Annotated in this window: 13 protein-coding genes and 1 pseudogene; 1 reads left to right on the top strand and 13 read right to left on the bottom strand. The window is 31.9% G+C overall.

What is annotated here, in order from left to right; genetic code table 11:
- The 10 genes and pseudogenes from SA378_RS08005 to SA378_RS07960 all read right to left on the bottom strand — a co-directional run.
- Positions 1-158 (bottom strand): annotated as a pseudogene (locus tag SA378_RS08005) (spore maturation protein); the annotation flags it as partial.
- A gap of 1 nt (position 159) precedes the next feature.
- Entirely contained in the window at positions 160-792 is a 633-nt protein-coding gene (locus tag SA378_RS08000) for a nucleoside recognition domain-containing protein (protein WP_318525464.1), read from the bottom strand.
- Between the two features lie 377 nt (positions 793-1,169).
- Positions 1,170-3,035, bottom strand: coding sequence for a sigma-54 interaction domain-containing protein (locus tag SA378_RS07995; protein ID WP_318525463.1), 1,866 nt, complete (start codon positions 3,033-3,035; stop codon positions 1,170-1,172).
- Positions 3,036-3,079: 44 nt separating this feature from the next.
- A complete protein-coding gene (locus SA378_RS07990; protein WP_318525462.1) occupies positions 3,080-4,438 on the bottom strand; it encodes a transglutaminase-like domain-containing protein in 1,359 nt (452 codons plus the stop codon).
- Positions 4,439-4,472: 34 nt separating this feature from the next.
- The gene (locus SA378_RS07985) at positions 4,473-5,609 is read right to left on the bottom strand and encodes a glycerate kinase (RefSeq protein ID WP_318525461.1); all 1,137 of its coding nucleotides are present in this window, start codon (positions 5,607-5,609) and stop codon (positions 4,473-4,475) included.
- A gap of 16 nt (positions 5,610-5,625) precedes the next feature.
- Positions 5,626-6,891: a UDP-N-acetylglucosamine 1-carboxyvinyltransferase gene (locus SA378_RS07980; protein ID WP_318525460.1), complete on the bottom strand. Its 1,266-nt coding sequence runs from the start codon at positions 6,889-6,891 to the stop codon at positions 5,626-5,628.
- Between the two features lie 168 nt (positions 6,892-7,059).
- Positions 7,060-7,893 (bottom strand): two-component system regulatory protein YycI, encoded by an 834-nt coding sequence (yycI, locus tag SA378_RS07975; protein WP_318525459.1) that lies wholly within the window; start codon positions 7,891-7,893, stop codon positions 7,060-7,062.
- 23 nt (positions 7,894-7,916) lie between these two features.
- Positions 7,917-9,308, bottom strand: coding sequence for a hypothetical protein (locus SA378_RS07970; protein ID WP_318525458.1), 1,392 nt, complete (start codon positions 9,306-9,308; stop codon positions 7,917-7,919).
- 18 nt (positions 9,309-9,326) lie between these two features.
- Complete coding sequence (locus SA378_RS07965) at positions 9,327-11,114, bottom strand: ATP-binding protein (RefSeq protein WP_318525457.1); 1,788 nt, start codon at positions 11,112-11,114, stop codon at positions 9,327-9,329.
- Between the two features lie 9 nt (positions 11,115-11,123).
- A complete protein-coding gene (locus SA378_RS07960) occupies positions 11,124-11,807 on the bottom strand; it encodes a response regulator (RefSeq protein WP_318525456.1) in 684 nt (227 codons plus the stop codon).
- 378 nt (positions 11,808-12,185) lie between these two features.
- On the opposite strand from SA378_RS07960, the gene SA378_RS07955 reads away from it, so the two are divergent.
- Positions 12,186-13,355, top strand: a complete 1,170-nt coding sequence (locus SA378_RS07955; RefSeq protein WP_318525455.1) for a S8 family peptidase — start codon at positions 12,186-12,188, stop codon at positions 13,353-13,355.
- An 88-nt stretch (positions 13,356-13,443) separates the two neighbouring features.
- Here the strand turns inward: SA378_RS07955 and SA378_RS07950 are convergent, their stop codons facing one another.
- The 3 genes from SA378_RS07950 to SA378_RS07940 form a co-directional block, all read right to left on the bottom strand.
- The gene (locus tag SA378_RS07950) at positions 13,444-14,025 is read right to left on the bottom strand and encodes an accessory gene regulator B family protein (RefSeq protein WP_318525454.1); all 582 of its coding nucleotides are present in this window, start codon (positions 14,023-14,025) and stop codon (positions 13,444-13,446) included.
- Complete coding sequence (locus SA378_RS07945) at positions 14,025-14,168, bottom strand: cyclic lactone autoinducer peptide (protein ID WP_318525453.1); 144 nt, start codon at positions 14,166-14,168, stop codon at positions 14,025-14,027. The genes SA378_RS07950 and SA378_RS07945 overlap by 1 nt, the downstream gene beginning before the upstream one ends.
- A 127-nt stretch (positions 14,169-14,295) precedes the next feature.
- A complete protein-coding gene (locus tag SA378_RS07940; RefSeq protein WP_318525452.1) occupies positions 14,296-15,324 on the bottom strand; it encodes a sensor histidine kinase in 1,029 nt (342 codons plus the stop codon).
- Positions 15,325-15,557 lie beyond the last annotated feature (233 nt).

The raw sequence follows: 15,557 nt of genomic DNA, 5'->3' as shown, positions 1-15,557 counted from the left end.
TAAGGTATGATTCTTATTGCTGTGTCAAATCCTTCCTTTGCCCCAACTACAAACACTTCATAAACCTTGACCTTTTTAAAATAACCATACAATGGTATTCCCAACAATATAACAGGTATTGCATATAGTGAAATTGTATTTAAAACTGTCTGCAGCATACTATCCCTCCTGTACGTTTTTAGCGTCTGATTTTTCTATATAGTTCTCAACTTTATATCTTTTCATCTTTTCAAACAACTTAGCAAGTATTACTGCTGAAACTGTTGAAATTGTTGTAGCAAGAATAACTGGTCCAATTACTTCAGTTGCATTTGCTGAACCTGCTGAAGCTCTTAACCCTATGACAGTTGCAGGTAAAAGGGTAACAGAAGATGTATTTATTGCAAGAAACATTACCATTGCATTGGTTGCAACTCCCTTGTGTTCGTTCAAAGTATCGAGTTCCTCCATTGCTTTAAGACCAAAAGGTGTAGCTGCATTTCCTAATCCAAGAATATTAGCTGCAATATTCATTATCATTGCTCCCATTGCAGGGTGATCCTCAGGAACTTCTGGAAATAGTCTTTTCGTAATAGGGCTTAACGCCTTCGCCAATCCTTTTATTAAACCTGCTTTTTCTGCAATAGCCATGATTCCCAGCCATAAAGTCATCATTCCAATAAGTCCTATGGCTATTTCTACTGCTATACCAGCATAGTTTATAGCTGCGTCAGTAACCGCCTGAACATTACCCGTAAAAATACCTACTATAACTCCAATAACAATTAAACCTAACCAAATTCCATTAATCATTTTCGTTCTCCAATCTTAAGTTTTATTTGTAGCCAGTAAATTTTGCGGGAACTTACAAATCCCTGTATCTTTCTCCTCTCTGTATATTTTATGCTTCTTATAACATTAATTAACTATTACTATTAAAAAACAAAGCAATTTACATACCAATAATAAGAGTTTGAACAAAAAACTTTCACAAAATTTTTCTTTTAAATTTCAATGCTTCTTGTTGGTATTTTCAGCAAAAAATGTGTGGCTTATTTATTATTTATTTCTCCATATTCCTGATTTCTGAACTAAAATAATTTAATTAAATAAGCTTTAAAAAAATCACTTATTTTTCAATCCGATATAAAATTCCGCAAAATAGGAAAATTCCTGTTTTGCGGAATGAATTATATATCTATTTTATATTTCCTAACCTTTTCATAAAAGGAAGTCTTGCTTATGTCGAGTAAATTCATTGCTTCCTTATAATCGCCCCCACTTATGCTTATTGCATCCTCTATTGCCTCTTTTTCTGTTTCATTAACGATGCTTCTTAACGTTTTCAATTCTCCGATACTGACTTTTTTGTACTGCCTGCCTCTCTTGAGAGCAAGATGTTTTGAAAAGATTGTTTTTCCCTCTGCCAGATTTACTGCTCTCTCAAGTATATTCTCCAGTTCTCTGACGTTTCCTGGATAATCATAAGCTGATAACAGTCTCAGAGCTTCTCCTGATATTCCCTTTTCTTCGCATCCCATTCTCTCACAAACCTTAGGTAATATGATATTTACCAACGTGTATATATCCTGCTTTCTTTCTCTTAAAGGTGGTATGTAAATAGGAAAAACATTAATTCTGTAATATAAATCTTCTCTGAACATTCCCTTTTGTATAGCCTCTTCAAGATTTCTATTTGTTGCAGCAATTATTCTTACATTCATCTTAATAATATTTCTGCCACCTACCTTGTAAAATGTCTTATCCTGAAGAACTTGAAGGAGCTTTACCTGCAAAGGCATGGATATTTCGCCTATTTCATCTAAAAACAATGTACCATTTTGAGCTGATTCAAAAAAACCTATTTTTCCGGATGATTTCGCCCCTGTGAAAGCTCCTCCCTCATATCCGAACAATTCGCTCTCCAGCAATGTCTCAGGTATAGAACTGCAATTAACTACTAAAAAGGGATTATCCTTATAACTACTATTGTCGTGAATAGCTTTAGCCAAAATACTTTTTCCTGTTCCGCTCTCCCCAAAAATCAGTACTGTTGAATTTGATTTTGATGCTTTCAATGCAAGCTTTTTAATATTAATTATTTCATTGCTATCACCAACAAAGCTTGGCAGAAGATTGATTGTTGTTTCATCATCGCTTAATTTTCTTTTGATTCTATAAAGATCTTTCAGAGCTTCATCTCTTTCTTTAATTATTTTCTTTATTTCGGAAATGTCTTTAATTTTTAAAACAGCCCCTGTTCTTCGACTTCCTTTATTGACAGGAATCAAGGAACAAATTGTGGGCCTGCCATTAATTTCCTTATATTCATTTATATAACTAATATCATTTCCAATTGCCGCATCGTAAAATTCTTTAATTGTAGAATTACCACTATGTATTTCAAATACATTCTTACCTATAACTCCATGAAACTCTGATTCTTTGCCCTTAGAACTAAATGTCTTACCCATGAGAAGGTCATTTATAGCCTCTCCTCTGTATGTGTAACCCTTAGTTTGATAAAATTTCATTTTTTTTGTTTCACCGTCTAGTACAACAATATGTCCTATGCACTTGGCATATTCAAACGTGTATTTATCGTCATTTACTTCGATTATTGCCATACCACTGGTAAAACCTACGCATCCGTAAATCCTAATATCTTTATAATTACAGTTCATTTCAAGTTTCTGAGCATTTTCAAACTGTTTGCTGTAAGCATATTTAGAAATTTCTCGCCTGTCATCATTAAAGGTTCCTATAGCAACGATTGCATCACCCTTTTGTATGTTGCCGTCATTTACACCTATGCACTTTAACGCATCTGGCTTAAGATTACCGTCATCTTTACCTATACTGCTGTCTGCAATAACTATTATATCACCCTTCTCAATTTTTCCTGAACCGTGACTGTAGCTATAATCACATTCAATTCCAAAAATTTCTTTAGCTTTATTATTATATATTTGAATTATTCCTTTGCTGTCAATAAAGATAAAACCATCAGACATCATGTCTGTAAATTGTTTTGCATAACCATCTGTTTCAAACATAATTCCTCCAGCTATCATAAAAGAGGGCAACGCCCTCCTACATATTATATTTTGTGTATATCTGTAAGTTGATAACTTACTGTGTATTCTTCTCTTCTAATACTTCTGTCTTCATATTCACATTCTCCAACTTGGTTGTCATATGGATCATGACGCCAATATTTTTTAGGAGGATTGAATTCATGTTGAAATTCTGAATTTGCTATCATTCTGAACGGATCTAAATTTCCAAAATAAAAGTTCCATTTTTCTATATTTCGGTTTCTTAAAGCTCCTCCTCCGAATGATGGATCGCAATAAAGCCAGCCAAATGGTTCAATATAAAATTGTGCCCAATCGTGAGGGCCTATCTTATATGGAGTTACAGCTAAACCTGACTGCCACTTTGCTGGAATTCCAACACACCTACACAATGTAATAAACAAAAGACTTTGAACTCCGCAATCTCCTTTTAAATTAAGTGCTGCATATTCTGGAATGTTTATAATTGTTGAATATGCTCTCATATATGAATACTTAACATTTTGAGTAATATAGTCATAAATTTTTCTAGCTTTAATTAAAGGATTTGTTTCATCTACTATTATTTCCTGTGCCAACTCTTTTATGTAAGGAGTAAACATAATGTGAGGTTCTAATTCTTCTGTACAAAATACCGGCTGACTGCTAGCTACAGCAGATGAATCAGGATTATAATATTTCAAATGGTTCTCATATGTATATTCTACTGAAAATTCTTGATCTTCAGTGAGTACTGTTTCAAAGTATGCGGTTCTTTGAGGATAATCTTCAGGCGCTATGAAATTTGCTTCAGGAGTTGTTTTTACTATTTTTATGTTGGACTGCTGGCAATCTATGGGAAGGGGCATGTGAACTTTGATTTTTTCTCCGATTCTTTCTGCTTCTTTTTTAACTTTTACAGATGTTGTTAAATGAATAAAGTATGAAGCACCGCCATTTTCCTTCATGTCTTTCACGTTGTCATCTATAAATTGCCTTTCATGAGTCGTTTCTTGTTTATTAATAAGTCTTGCTTCTAAATCAGTCCTGGTCTTAACCAATGAGTCATAAAAACTATCATTAAATTTTACATTTCCATCGACTAAAATCCAATCTGCATGTCCTTCTTCTTGAAGCTTGATTAATTCTTCTTCAGTAAAATCTTTGATATTATCCTGCATTTTTTTAAAAGCTTGTTCGAAGGAATATGTATATTCTCCCTTTATTGTTGTTATTATTTCCTTCTCAAGTTCCAGTCTTACCCTCATAGCTTTAGGAATTTGTTTTTCAAGCCGAAAATCAATTAATTTAACTGCTCTTTCGAAATTTCCATTGAATTTCAATTTCAGTATGTCTTCAGGAAGATCTACTTTCAAGTACTTTAAGTCATCAAACCGAAACATTCTCTGCCCCCTATTTTTTAATATATGCATATGATTATTTCAAGCTTTTAATAAGTCTTACTATATTATCAGCTGTTGCTTCCATATTTTCTTTGCTTTTTAATTTGCTTATTTTATAATCCTCCGGAAGTCTGTTAATAGTGAAAATGGATGTTACTCCCATTTCATATGCTTGAGCTAATTCTTCATCATCAGCACCGCCAACTATAACAGTTACAGGTACATTTTTAATCTTTGCTCTTTTTGCAACTCCAACTACTACCTTGCCTCTTAAGCTTTGAGTATCAATTTTTCCTTCTCCTGTAAAAATCATGTCAGCATCATTTATCACTTCATTAAAGTTGACTGCATCCAGCACCGTTTCAATACCCATTTGAAGCTTTGAATTAAGAAATGCAATCATGCCTGCACCCATTGCTCCAGCAGCACCTCCGCCCGGAACATCCTTTAAATCAATACCTATATCTCTTTTTATTAGTTTGCAAAGTCTTATAAGCCCATTGTCAAGCTCTGCAACAACATCTTTGCCGGCTCCCTTTTGAGGTGCAAAAACATAAGCAGCTCCTGTAGGACCATACATAGGATTGTCAATATCGCACATTGAAACTATTTCTATGTTTTCAACTGCTTTAGACCGTCCTGAAACATCGATTTTTTCTATATTTTTTAATGTTCCGCCAACGGGTATAAATTCATTGCCCCATTTATTATAAAACTTAACACCTATGGCTGCAGCCGCTCCTGTACCTCCATCATTAGTGCTTGACCCACCAAGACCAACTATTATTTTTTTACATCCTCTGTTTGCTGCTGCCAGAATCAACTGACCAACTCCATATGTTGAAGTTTTCCTTGGGTCTTTACTATCTTCTACTAATGGAAGTCCTGCGCAACTTGCCATCTCTATTACAGCTGTCTCACCGTTATTAATTATTCCATAAAATGATTGCATATCTTCAAAATATGGATTTTTTACAGTTTCATAAATTTTTTCTCCGCCTAATGCTGATAAAAAACAATCAACGCTTCCTTCACCGCCATCGGCAACTGGAATTGATATTATCTGGCATTCCGGAAAATGTTTATTAATACTTTTTGCAAGTATATTGCAAATTTCCTTGGAACTTAAAGTTCCTTTAAACGAGTCTGGTATTAATATTGACTTTTTCATATTGCTGCCCCTTAAACTAATCTTCAGCTTTGACCCTTTTTATTTTCGCGCCTAAGTTCATAAATTTATTTTCTATATGTTCGTATCCTCTGTCAATATGTTGTATATCAATAATTTCAGTTAAACCATTAGCTATGAGTCCTGCGATTATAAGGGCTGCTCCTGCTCTTAAGTCAGTAGCTTGTACCACCGTTCCTTTTAGTTCTAGATTACCTTTTATCTTTGCTTGCTTCTTTGTAAACTCTATATTAGCACCCATTTTTATGATTTCATTCACATATTTAAATCGGTCCTCGGATACCCCTTCAACTACTACGCTTTCTCCATTTAAAGATGACAATAAAACAGTCATAGGCTGCTGCAAATCTGTGGGGAATCCAGGATACGGCAATGTTTGAATATTTACAGGAACAAGTTCATTCTCATAAAAAACTCTCATTGAATCTCCGTATTCTTCTATGCCAACTCCCATTTCCTTTAACTTTGCTGTTACAGGCTCAAGATGCTTCGGTATAATATTATCTATGATAATATCACCTTTAGTAGCTGCAGCTGCAATCATATATGTGCCAGCTTCTATTTGATCCGGGATTACTTTGTATGTGCATCCTGTAAGTTCTTTTACTCCATTAATTCTAATTACGTCCGTTCCGGCTCCTTTGATATCAGCTCCCATTGAATTTAAAAAATTTGCTGTATCAACAATATGAGGTTCTTTTGCAGCATTTTCTATTATTGTCTTGCCTTCAGCATAAACAGCTGCAAGCATAATATTTATAGTTGCTCCTACGCTCACTACATCCAGGTATATTTTTGCTCCAACAAGCTTGTCGGCTTGTACGTTCACTCTTCCTTCAGGAGTTATGTCAACGGTAGCACCAAGTGCTTCAAATCCTTTAATATGCTGGTCAATTGGCCTGTTTCCAATGTCACATCCTCCAGGAAGAAGTGATGATGCTTTTTTAAATCTACCTAATCCTGCTCCAAGCAAATAATATGATGCTCTCATTTTCTTTGAAAGACCATTTTTCAAATAGCATTCACTGATTTTTGACGAATCTACATATATGGAAGTTTCATCGATATATCCAACATCCGCACCCAATTCTCTCAGTATATCCATAAATACATTGACATCTTCTATTTTAGGAACATTTTGAATTATGCATTTACCCGGACACAGTATGGTCGCTGGTATTATAGCGACAGCTGCATTTTTAAATCCTCCGATGTTTACTTTTCCTTTTAATTTTGTTCCGCCTTCTATAACAAACTTAGACATAAACAATTCCTCAATTCTGTATATTTTATATTAACCGATAATGGTATATTTAATTTCATCTGTAATTTTTTTCATTATACAATAATATATTATTTTTAATATTATTTCAACATATTAATTTATTTATTAACATCACAATATCTCAAAAAAGTAACAATATAACAATATTTAATCTAAACTTGATAAATGTTTCTGAGTTCCGTCACTGAATTCAACTTTCCAAGTTGGATCGGAATTTATTCTCGTTATTTTATACCAATTTTCATCTTCTCTACTATAATAAGTAATTTCAATATTTGTAATTTCTTTATCCTTAATTTCATCATATGTTAAAAGCCTCGTCAATGCTTCAATGGCTGGAACTGCACGAACTTTTCCCATGATTTCCGTCATTGATGTTATTTGCTGCATCTCAAATTTGTAAATTCCTTTTGCATCTGCAAAAAAATTCATATACGAATTGTCAATAGAGTAATCATTGAATTTTTGAGTATACATATACATACAACCGTCATCAGAAATATATTTAAAACTTTCATTGTAACTGTATGCATCTATATTCTTGTCTTTAATAAAATTATTAATTTCTTTTATAATATTTTCTTCATCTTCTATTTTTCCTTGAACCTTGTCTCTTATAGTGAATCTTAATTTTTTCCCATCAATAATTTCAAGCATTTCACCTTTTTCGTTATTATATACAAACACATCCTTAACAGCTTCAACTCCTGCTCCCAAGTACTGATTAACAATTTCATTGTTAACTTTTATCATTTCATAATTGGTGTCCAGCACGGGAAGTATGTATGTGTCTTTTGGTATATCACAATTAATTGTAATGTTTTTCTGCTTTAAAAGTTCTTCTACACTCATAACAAATTGTTCATCTGACATAACGTTGTATTCTTCAGAAAAGCTGTTATTGTAAAATGATACAAGCAGAAAAATATTTAAAATAACAAAGGCAACTATAAGTATAGTATTTGACTTATTCCAATCCATATTATCACTCACATTCTTAAATTTTACCACTCTTCTATCAATGTACCTGTTTTGGCATTAAATATATAACTTTTATTTCCTGCTTCAATTACCCACACAACTCTTAAAACTTGTTCCTTTGATACTCTTGATAAATCAAAATAGCCAAGATATATGTTGCTTATATCTTTTATCATATCTGGTTTAAGGGGCTTCAGTTCCGTTACTTCATCTGCTACTGTCTCGGTATTGTTTTGCATATCCAAATTTTTGTTTATTACATCCAGTGCAGGAAGTATCTGTGTTTCATTCATTTTATCCATTTTGGAATCATCAATGTTTCTTATAAATCTTTTGTATGAAACCACATCGTCCCCTACAACATCGATTTGTAATGCTGAATTATCTCTGACCTTGCTAAATAAAATTGGCCTTTCTAATATTTTATAAGCGAATGTGTATCTGAATCCATAACTTCCATCGTAATGAACACTTTCGACTTTGCTTAAATATCCATCCTTTGGAAATCCTAAAAATTCATTAGTAAAATTTACCGCTGCAACAAAACTTTCATAAACATCAGTTACATTGCTAGGTTCCATTGTTGCATCATAAAAATCCAGCAATCCTTCATCGTTTATTTTAAGAACTTTCTGCGTCCTGTACATATAAACCAAATTTCCACTTACTTCAACGGACTTTCTTACATAATCGTAATCTTTTTTAAAATAATCTTTTGCAATTTCGTTTATTTTTTCCGAATCAAACACATCAAGCTCCGACTGAACTAATACAGGATTAAGCGCTGTTTGTTCAAGAGGAACAGGTACTTGAATTGTTTTCTCTCCTATTTTTCGATCAAAAGAATACTGTGTTTCATTTTTGAAATCTATTTTTTTTACGATATTAACTACATCATGGGCATTAATATTTTCATTTTCTATTTTTACCGTGTTCTCACCATTATAAAAATATATTGAATTTAAATTTTCCAAATCTATAATAACATTTTTTATATTTTTTAAAGTATTTATAATATTTTCATTTTCAATGTTCATATTTCCTGTAAATATTTCCGAGGGAATACCTGTACTGAAATCAAATTTCAAATAATTTGATGGAAATACTGCAAATTCTGTAACATTGCTGTCTTCGAAATTTTCAAAAGCATCATTTATAATGTAGACGGTCTTTCCCCACATGTCATCTTCATCTGTATAAGTAATTGTATAGTTATCATTATATTTTATAATATTTTTAATTGGTCTTACTACATTCCATATATCTGCAGCAACAATTTCGTCTGGCTTTTTTTCATCCGCTTCAATATTATAATGCAAAAAATCCGGAAGCTGCAGCCATACGTTACTGCTCAAATAAACGCATATTATTACCATTGCTAATAATATTATATTTTTAATTTTACTCTGTGTCATAAATATGCCTCTTAATAATTAAAGGAAGTCCGGAATAGTTATTATTATTTCTGTTCCTTTATTTATTTCGCTTTTTACTGTTATTGTACTGTCGTGTGCTTCAGCTATTTGTTTTGCTATGGAAAGACCAAGACCGGTACCACCTAATTCTCTTGCTCGTGCTTTGTCTACGCGGTAGAATCTTTCAAATATTCTTGTTTGATCATCCTTAGGTATTCCAATACCGTCATCTTTTACACTTACAACAATTTTATTTTTTTCTCTTACAGCATCAATCCATATATTTCCGTTGTCCGGGGTATATTTGACTGCATTTCCTGCAATATTTAAAAGTATTTGCTCAAAACCATCTCTATCAAAATTAATATTCAAATCTTCAGATATATGTCCTAAATGTATTTGTATATTTTTGTTCTTAATCTGTATTTGAAGCTTCTTAAAAACCTGACTTACCATTTCATTTATGTTAAGCTTATCTTTTTTCCATTTCATCTGTTCATAATCCATTCTTGAAAGTCTTAACAAATCACTTACAAGCCTTGACATTCGATCGCTTTCAGAGTTTATTACATTCAAAAAATCTTCTGTTATTTGTTTTTCTTCTAAAGCACCATCAAGCAGTGTTTCTGTATAACTTTTTATTGTTGTAATAGGTGTTTTTAATTCGTGCGAAACATTAGCAACAAATTCTTTTTGCAGCTTATCAATTTTGTATTGTTCTGTGATATCTTTAAACACAAGAATTACGCCCCCGATTTCATTTTTGTTATTCATAAAAGGTGCGTAATCTATGTTATATGTTTCTCCGTTTTGTTCTAAAATATCGGTGCCATGGAAATTTTTATTCTGTAAATCTGTCAAAGACATATTTGCTTTTACTTCTGCTATTGCTACGTCGTAATTTACCTCTTCATTTTTTAAGGACAATAAATTTTTAGCAACGGGATTTGCATGTATAATGTTGCCGGATATATCCACTGTCAAAACACCATCCGCCATATATTTGAATGTTGTTTCCATTTTGCTTTTTTCCTGCTGAAGTTTGGACATTGTTTTTTTAAGTTCATCTATGAGAAAATTAAACATTGTTCCAAGCTGTCCAATTTCATCATTTGATTTTACGTCAACCTTTTGATCAAAGTCACCTTGGGACATTTGTTTTGCTTTTACAGTAAGAGCTTTAATTGGACCTGTTATTGTCGATGACAATACAAGCCCTAAAAATATTGTAATTGTCAATGCAATTACAGTTGCTTTAGTCAATATATCTCTGGATTCGTTTACTGTATCATAAATATACTCAATATTATTTACAAAATATATGTAACCTTTAATATTCCCATCCGTGTAAACAGGATAACACATGTGATAAAATCTAGAGTTTTCTTCTCCATCAAATTCTTCAGGCGGAGCAATGTGCGCTGGATTTCCATTCATTGATTTAGTGAGTATATAATTGTTTACTTTATTTGTATTAAACGCACTTTGTCCAATTACTTCTGCCACACTGCCTGCAATAATTGTTTTCTTTTCGTCGTTTAATATTATATACATATCTTCGTTGTAACTTATTTGAATGCTATTTATACTTTTTTGAATTTCTTCTATGTTTTCGTTCCAATTATCTGACTTTAATGAATCAGAACTCTTAATTACAAATCTTATTCTTGAATCCATATTTTTCGAATTCATATCCAACTGTATTTTTTCCAGTTGATTTACAATATAAATTCCTACTATGGACATAGCAAGAAAAACCAACAAAAAATAAATTAAGATAAATCTCCATCTAATACTTTTAAACATAATTTCTCCCTATTTGCTCTTGAAATAATATCCTGTTCCTCTTTTTGTAATTATGTATTTATCATCTTCTGTTTCGATTTTTTCTCTCAGTCTTCTCACGGTTACATCCACTGTTCTTAAGTCACCAAATTCATAGCCCCATACTTCTTTTAAAAGATGTTCCCGGTTAAATACCCTGTCTGAATTTTGAAATAAGTATTTTAGCAAATCAAACTCCCTGTTAGTCAAATCTATGATTTGACTTTCCTTACTTACTTCATATGTATTCATATCTATAGTCAATTTACCGACATTTATGATTTTCGACTTAATTTCTTCATTTATATTTGACAGTTTAACCCTTCTTAAGTTTGCCCTAACTCTCGCAACAAGCTCCTTATTGCTGAAAGGCTTAGTAATGTAATCGTCTGCTCCAAGTTCTAATCCGGTTATTTTATCATTTTCTTCTTCTTTTGCAGTAAGCATTATTACGGGCATCACAAATTCCATTCGTATTTCCTTAAGAACTTCAAATCCATTTTTCTTTGGAAGCATGATATCAAGGATAACTAATTCAGGATCCAATTTATGAACCATTTTTAGAGCTTCTTCTCCATCATAGGCTGTTTGTACTTCAAAGCCTTCCTTTTGAAGATTGTATTTAATTATTTCCGCTATCGGTCTTTCGTCATCTACCACTAATATTTTAGGCATAAATTCCTCCGTTACTATTGTTTCAAAATAATTTTTACATCGCTTCTCTATCGCTTTTCTATTGTTTCCCCATCGTTTAAATATTATATCATGTTTTCCAAAAATGAACACCTTCTTTATTTATAAAAATTTCGCTGGACAGCAAAAAAAACCTCCAAATTTATGTCGTGATTTGGAAGCTTCTTAATAGGAGAATAAAATGAATCAGAAAACTAAAAGAGTTCCAAGGCTCTTCTTTTCTGTTCATTTAGCTTTATTTAAAGATAGCATTTTGATTCGTTTGTATCTGTGATTTTATCACAGACATATCATATTTTTTTAAAATTAACAACACCTTCTTTGTTTAAAAGCATAAATTAATTTAGGTAGGTGAATATAATGAAAAGTCATATAAATTTTAACAAGCTGTGCCCAATTATTCAGGGGCAGGTTAATTCCAGAAACAACAATATTATACCTGTAATAATAAGTTATAAAACCGACAAAAAAATAAAAGAAGGAGAAATTTCTTCTTTATCAAATAAATTTAATTACAACCTCCCGATAGTAAATGGCTGCGCTTGCGACATGTGCATTCAATCAATAATTGAAGTTACTTCAGACCCTGATATTGAGTTCATAAGTTATGATTCCAAGGTTTTTGCAGTAATGGATATAGCAAGAAATGTGGTTGGCGCAGATTTAATTTTAAATACTGGCTACACCGGCAAAAATGTTACCGTTGCCATAATTGATACAGGTGTTTCTCCGCATGCAGATTTGATGTACCCGACAAGCAGAATTGTTGGTTTCAAGGATTTTGTAAACAATGAAACCAAATTCTATGACGACAACGGGCACGGCACTCATTGTGCCGGGATACTGGCAGGAAACGGATATTCATCTAAAGGAAAATATAAAGGAATTGCTCCCGAAGCAAATATTTTATCAATTAAAGTTTTAGATGAAAATGGTAATGGAAACACGTCAGATATTTTGTCCACAGTTCAGTGGATTATAGAAAATAAGGAGGTTTATAAAACCAGAATTATTAATTTTTCACTGGGTGCTATTGCACAGTACAGAGAAAGAAGGGATCCTCTTGTAAAAGCTGCAAACCGAGCAATTGACAATAATTTAATAGTAATTGCAGCAGTAGGAAACAGCGGTCCCATGAGAAATACAATTTTAGCACCGGCTACAAGCAGGCACGTAATTTCTGTAGGCGCTTTAAATGACAACCGCACTGAAGAAATTAATAATGGTAATATTGCAGAATTCTCAAGCAGAGGTCCTACTATAGACAGAATAAGAAAACCTGATTTAATCGCACCAGGAGTTAATATAATGTCATTATCCAATAAAAACTTAACCGGCTACACCAACTTAAGCGGAACAAGCATGTCTGCCCCAATGGTATCAGGTGCTGCAGCTCTCTTATTAAATGAAAATCCTAACTACACTCACTTCGATATAAAAAGAAAGCTCGTTAATGCATGCACTAAAATTAAAGCATCTTCTTATGAACAAGGAGCAGGAATATTAGATATAAGCAAAATTTTCTCATGATGATACCGATGACAAAAAACATAGTAGAAGAATTAGTTTCCTCTACTATGTTTTTATTTGCTTTTTTATCTTTTTTAAAACAAATACCCTATCCAGCAATACGTCCTCTTGTAGAAAATTCCCCCATAACCAGCATTACTCCCAATGTAAACAATGAAACCGACATACACTCAGCAACACTGTTTTCCCCAAAAACTATCAGCAAAATTAATACGCCAAATTCAAAACCTAAAATCATTCTTGCTTTCTTACCATACACCTTTACTTCTGCAGAATCCAACGGCTTGTTACTATCCTCTACCGGCGATAGAATATATATAACCAGTCCTGAAATTATAGAAATCATTATTATAATAAAAGTCGTCCATGGTATAAATTTTATTACCAAAAGCATCGCAACGATTAACACTATAGAACTAATATAACACCCCAATTGTGTTCTTGCGTGGTATCCTCCCGCGTATGTCCTTAGAGGTATGTATGTTACCATAAAGACCACGCCCTGCCACAGCATACCAAACATTCTTCCAACAAATAGTATCGTCAAAATATTGAGAAGCATCAATGCACCTTGTTGCAATCCGTATGTATAAATTTCTCTATCCTCTGGGTAAATAATTTTATTTGACACCAGTTCATCTGTTACTCTTTGTATAATTTTAACTTGCATTAAAATCTACGCAGTTTTTCAGCACCTTTTGGAAGCTTTGGCTGATGAATCAAAAAATAACATGTGCTATTTACATTTAGAGCCGTTATCATCAATGCTAAACTTGCAATCGCACTTCCAAATTTTAAAACTAATTTTTTCAAAGCTATTCCCCCTTATTCGCTATGCTTTTGGTATTTTGATATTAGCATAAAAAAGATGTTTGTGCGGGAACATGTTGAAAACTATATATATTTTTGTAGAAATTTAAGATTTTTGTGTTTATTTTATCTAATCATTCAAGTACATAAGCAATGTAACAGTAAAAAGATTTTCCGTATGTTCAATTTCCATTTCACCGTCATACTTATCCAATACAGATTTTATATTTTTAATACCCATACCGTGGTTTTCCTTATCTTTATTTGATGTAATCAATTTATCTCCTATATAGTTTAAATCTCCGTTATATGTATTGGATATCTTGATTAACAATCTGGCCCTTTTATACTTAATTTTTACATCCAGTCTTTTTTCTTTTTCTAATTTTAAACAAGCATTAATTGCATTGTCTAATAAATTCCCTAATATTACTGACATATCAAATGAAGTAATATTCAATTGTTCAGGTATATTTAACTCTAATGAAACATTTATTCCATGGTTTGCAGCTTCTTGAAGCTTAAAATTAAGAATACTGTCTATTATTATATTACCAGATTGTGCATATTCATTTGCTGTAATAATCGCATCTGTCATTTGTTTAATATGTTTCACTGCTTGATTATTTTCATCTTTTCCAACCAGCAGCCTTAAAACTGCTAAATGGTTTTTCATATCGTGTCTAAAGGATTTAGTTGAATTTAACGACGTCTTCATAAGCTCAAATTGTTTCTGATAATAATCATTTTGTTGCAATAAGCGCAATTTTTCAAATTTTTCTTCTTGTTGCACACTTAAATTATCATACAAATAAAAAATAAAAAAATTAACAAACAACAAACTAACTATGACAAAAATAATTTTATAAACATTATCTGCTGCCATTTCTATTATAGTTAAAATTATAAATAATGACGTAAGGGGTATAAAAAATATTGCAAACCAATAACTGTATGGAATAACTGATTTATTTTTCATGTTTTTATAGTTATTTATAAAAAGTGCTGCAATATATAGTAGTATTTTAACAACTATCATACCGGCTATTGAAGAAAATTCATCATTTTTACTAAATATAGAAAAGTCCAGAAAACCAAAAAATATAGCAACAATGCTTTCAATGGATATTAGTATTATATAAATAAATATAATAGCCAAAATTCTTCTTTTTAAACTTGTTTTATAATTAAATGAAACTAAAAACAACACAATAATGTTACACAATAAAGTAACAATTGGAATATTTACAAATAAATGTAAAGAAGTCAAATTTAAAAAATAAATTATATATGAAATTATTTCAATCTTCCTATTTACATCTTTCCTGTCAAAAAAAGCAGACATAAACTTATAAATTATGTATACATCAAATATATTGGTTATAATGTAAA

The sequence above is a fragment of the Sedimentibacter sp. genome, assembly GCF_033447055.1.
In the GTDB taxonomy this organism is placed as follows: domain Bacteria; phylum Bacillota; class Clostridia; order Tissierellales; family Sedimentibacteraceae; genus Sedimentibacter.
The sequence above is the reverse complement of the archived record's forward strand: the minus strand, read 5'-3'. Positions and strand labels throughout refer to the sequence as shown.

What these genes read in the sequence shown, in the direction of transcription:
- SA378_RS07960 (WP_318525456.1), bottom strand. Translation starts at nt 11,807, where the DNA reads ATGCCTAAAATATTAGTGGTAGATGACGAAAGACCGATAGCGGAAATA.
- SA378_RS07970 (WP_318525458.1), bottom strand. Translation starts at nt 9,308, where the DNA reads ATGACACAGAGTAAAATTAAAAATATAATATTATTAGCAATGGTAATA.
- SA378_RS08000 (WP_318525464.1), bottom strand. Translation starts at nt 792, where the DNA reads ATGATTAATGGAATTTGGTTAGGTTTAATTGTTATTGGAGTTATAGTA.
- yycI (WP_318525459.1), bottom strand. Translation starts at nt 7,893, where the DNA reads ATGGATTGGAATAAGTCAAATACTATACTTATAGTTGCCTTTGTTATT.
- SA378_RS07995 (WP_318525463.1), bottom strand. Translation starts at nt 3,035, where the DNA reads ATGTTTGAAACAGATGGTTATGCAAAACAATTTACAGACATGATGTCT.
- SA378_RS07990 (WP_318525462.1), bottom strand. Translation starts at nt 4,438, where the DNA reads ATGTTTCGGTTTGATGACTTAAAGTACTTGAAAGTAGATCTTCCTGAA.
- SA378_RS07965 (WP_318525457.1), bottom strand. Translation starts at nt 11,114, where the DNA reads ATGTTTAAAAGTATTAGATGGAGATTTATCTTAATTTATTTTTTGTTG.
- SA378_RS07985 (WP_318525461.1), bottom strand. Translation starts at nt 5,609, where the DNA reads ATGAAAAAGTCAATATTAATACCAGACTCGTTTAAAGGAACTTTAAGT.
- SA378_RS07955 (WP_318525455.1), top strand. Translation starts at nt 12,186, where the DNA reads ATGAAAAGTCATATAAATTTTAACAAGCTGTGCCCAATTATTCAGGGG.
- SA378_RS07980 (WP_318525460.1), bottom strand. Translation starts at nt 6,891, where the DNA reads ATGTCTAAGTTTGTTATAGAAGGCGGAACAAAATTAAAAGGAAAAGTA.
- SA378_RS07950 (WP_318525454.1), bottom strand. Translation starts at nt 14,025, where the DNA reads ATGCAAGTTAAAATTATACAAAGAGTAACAGATGAACTGGTGTCAAAT.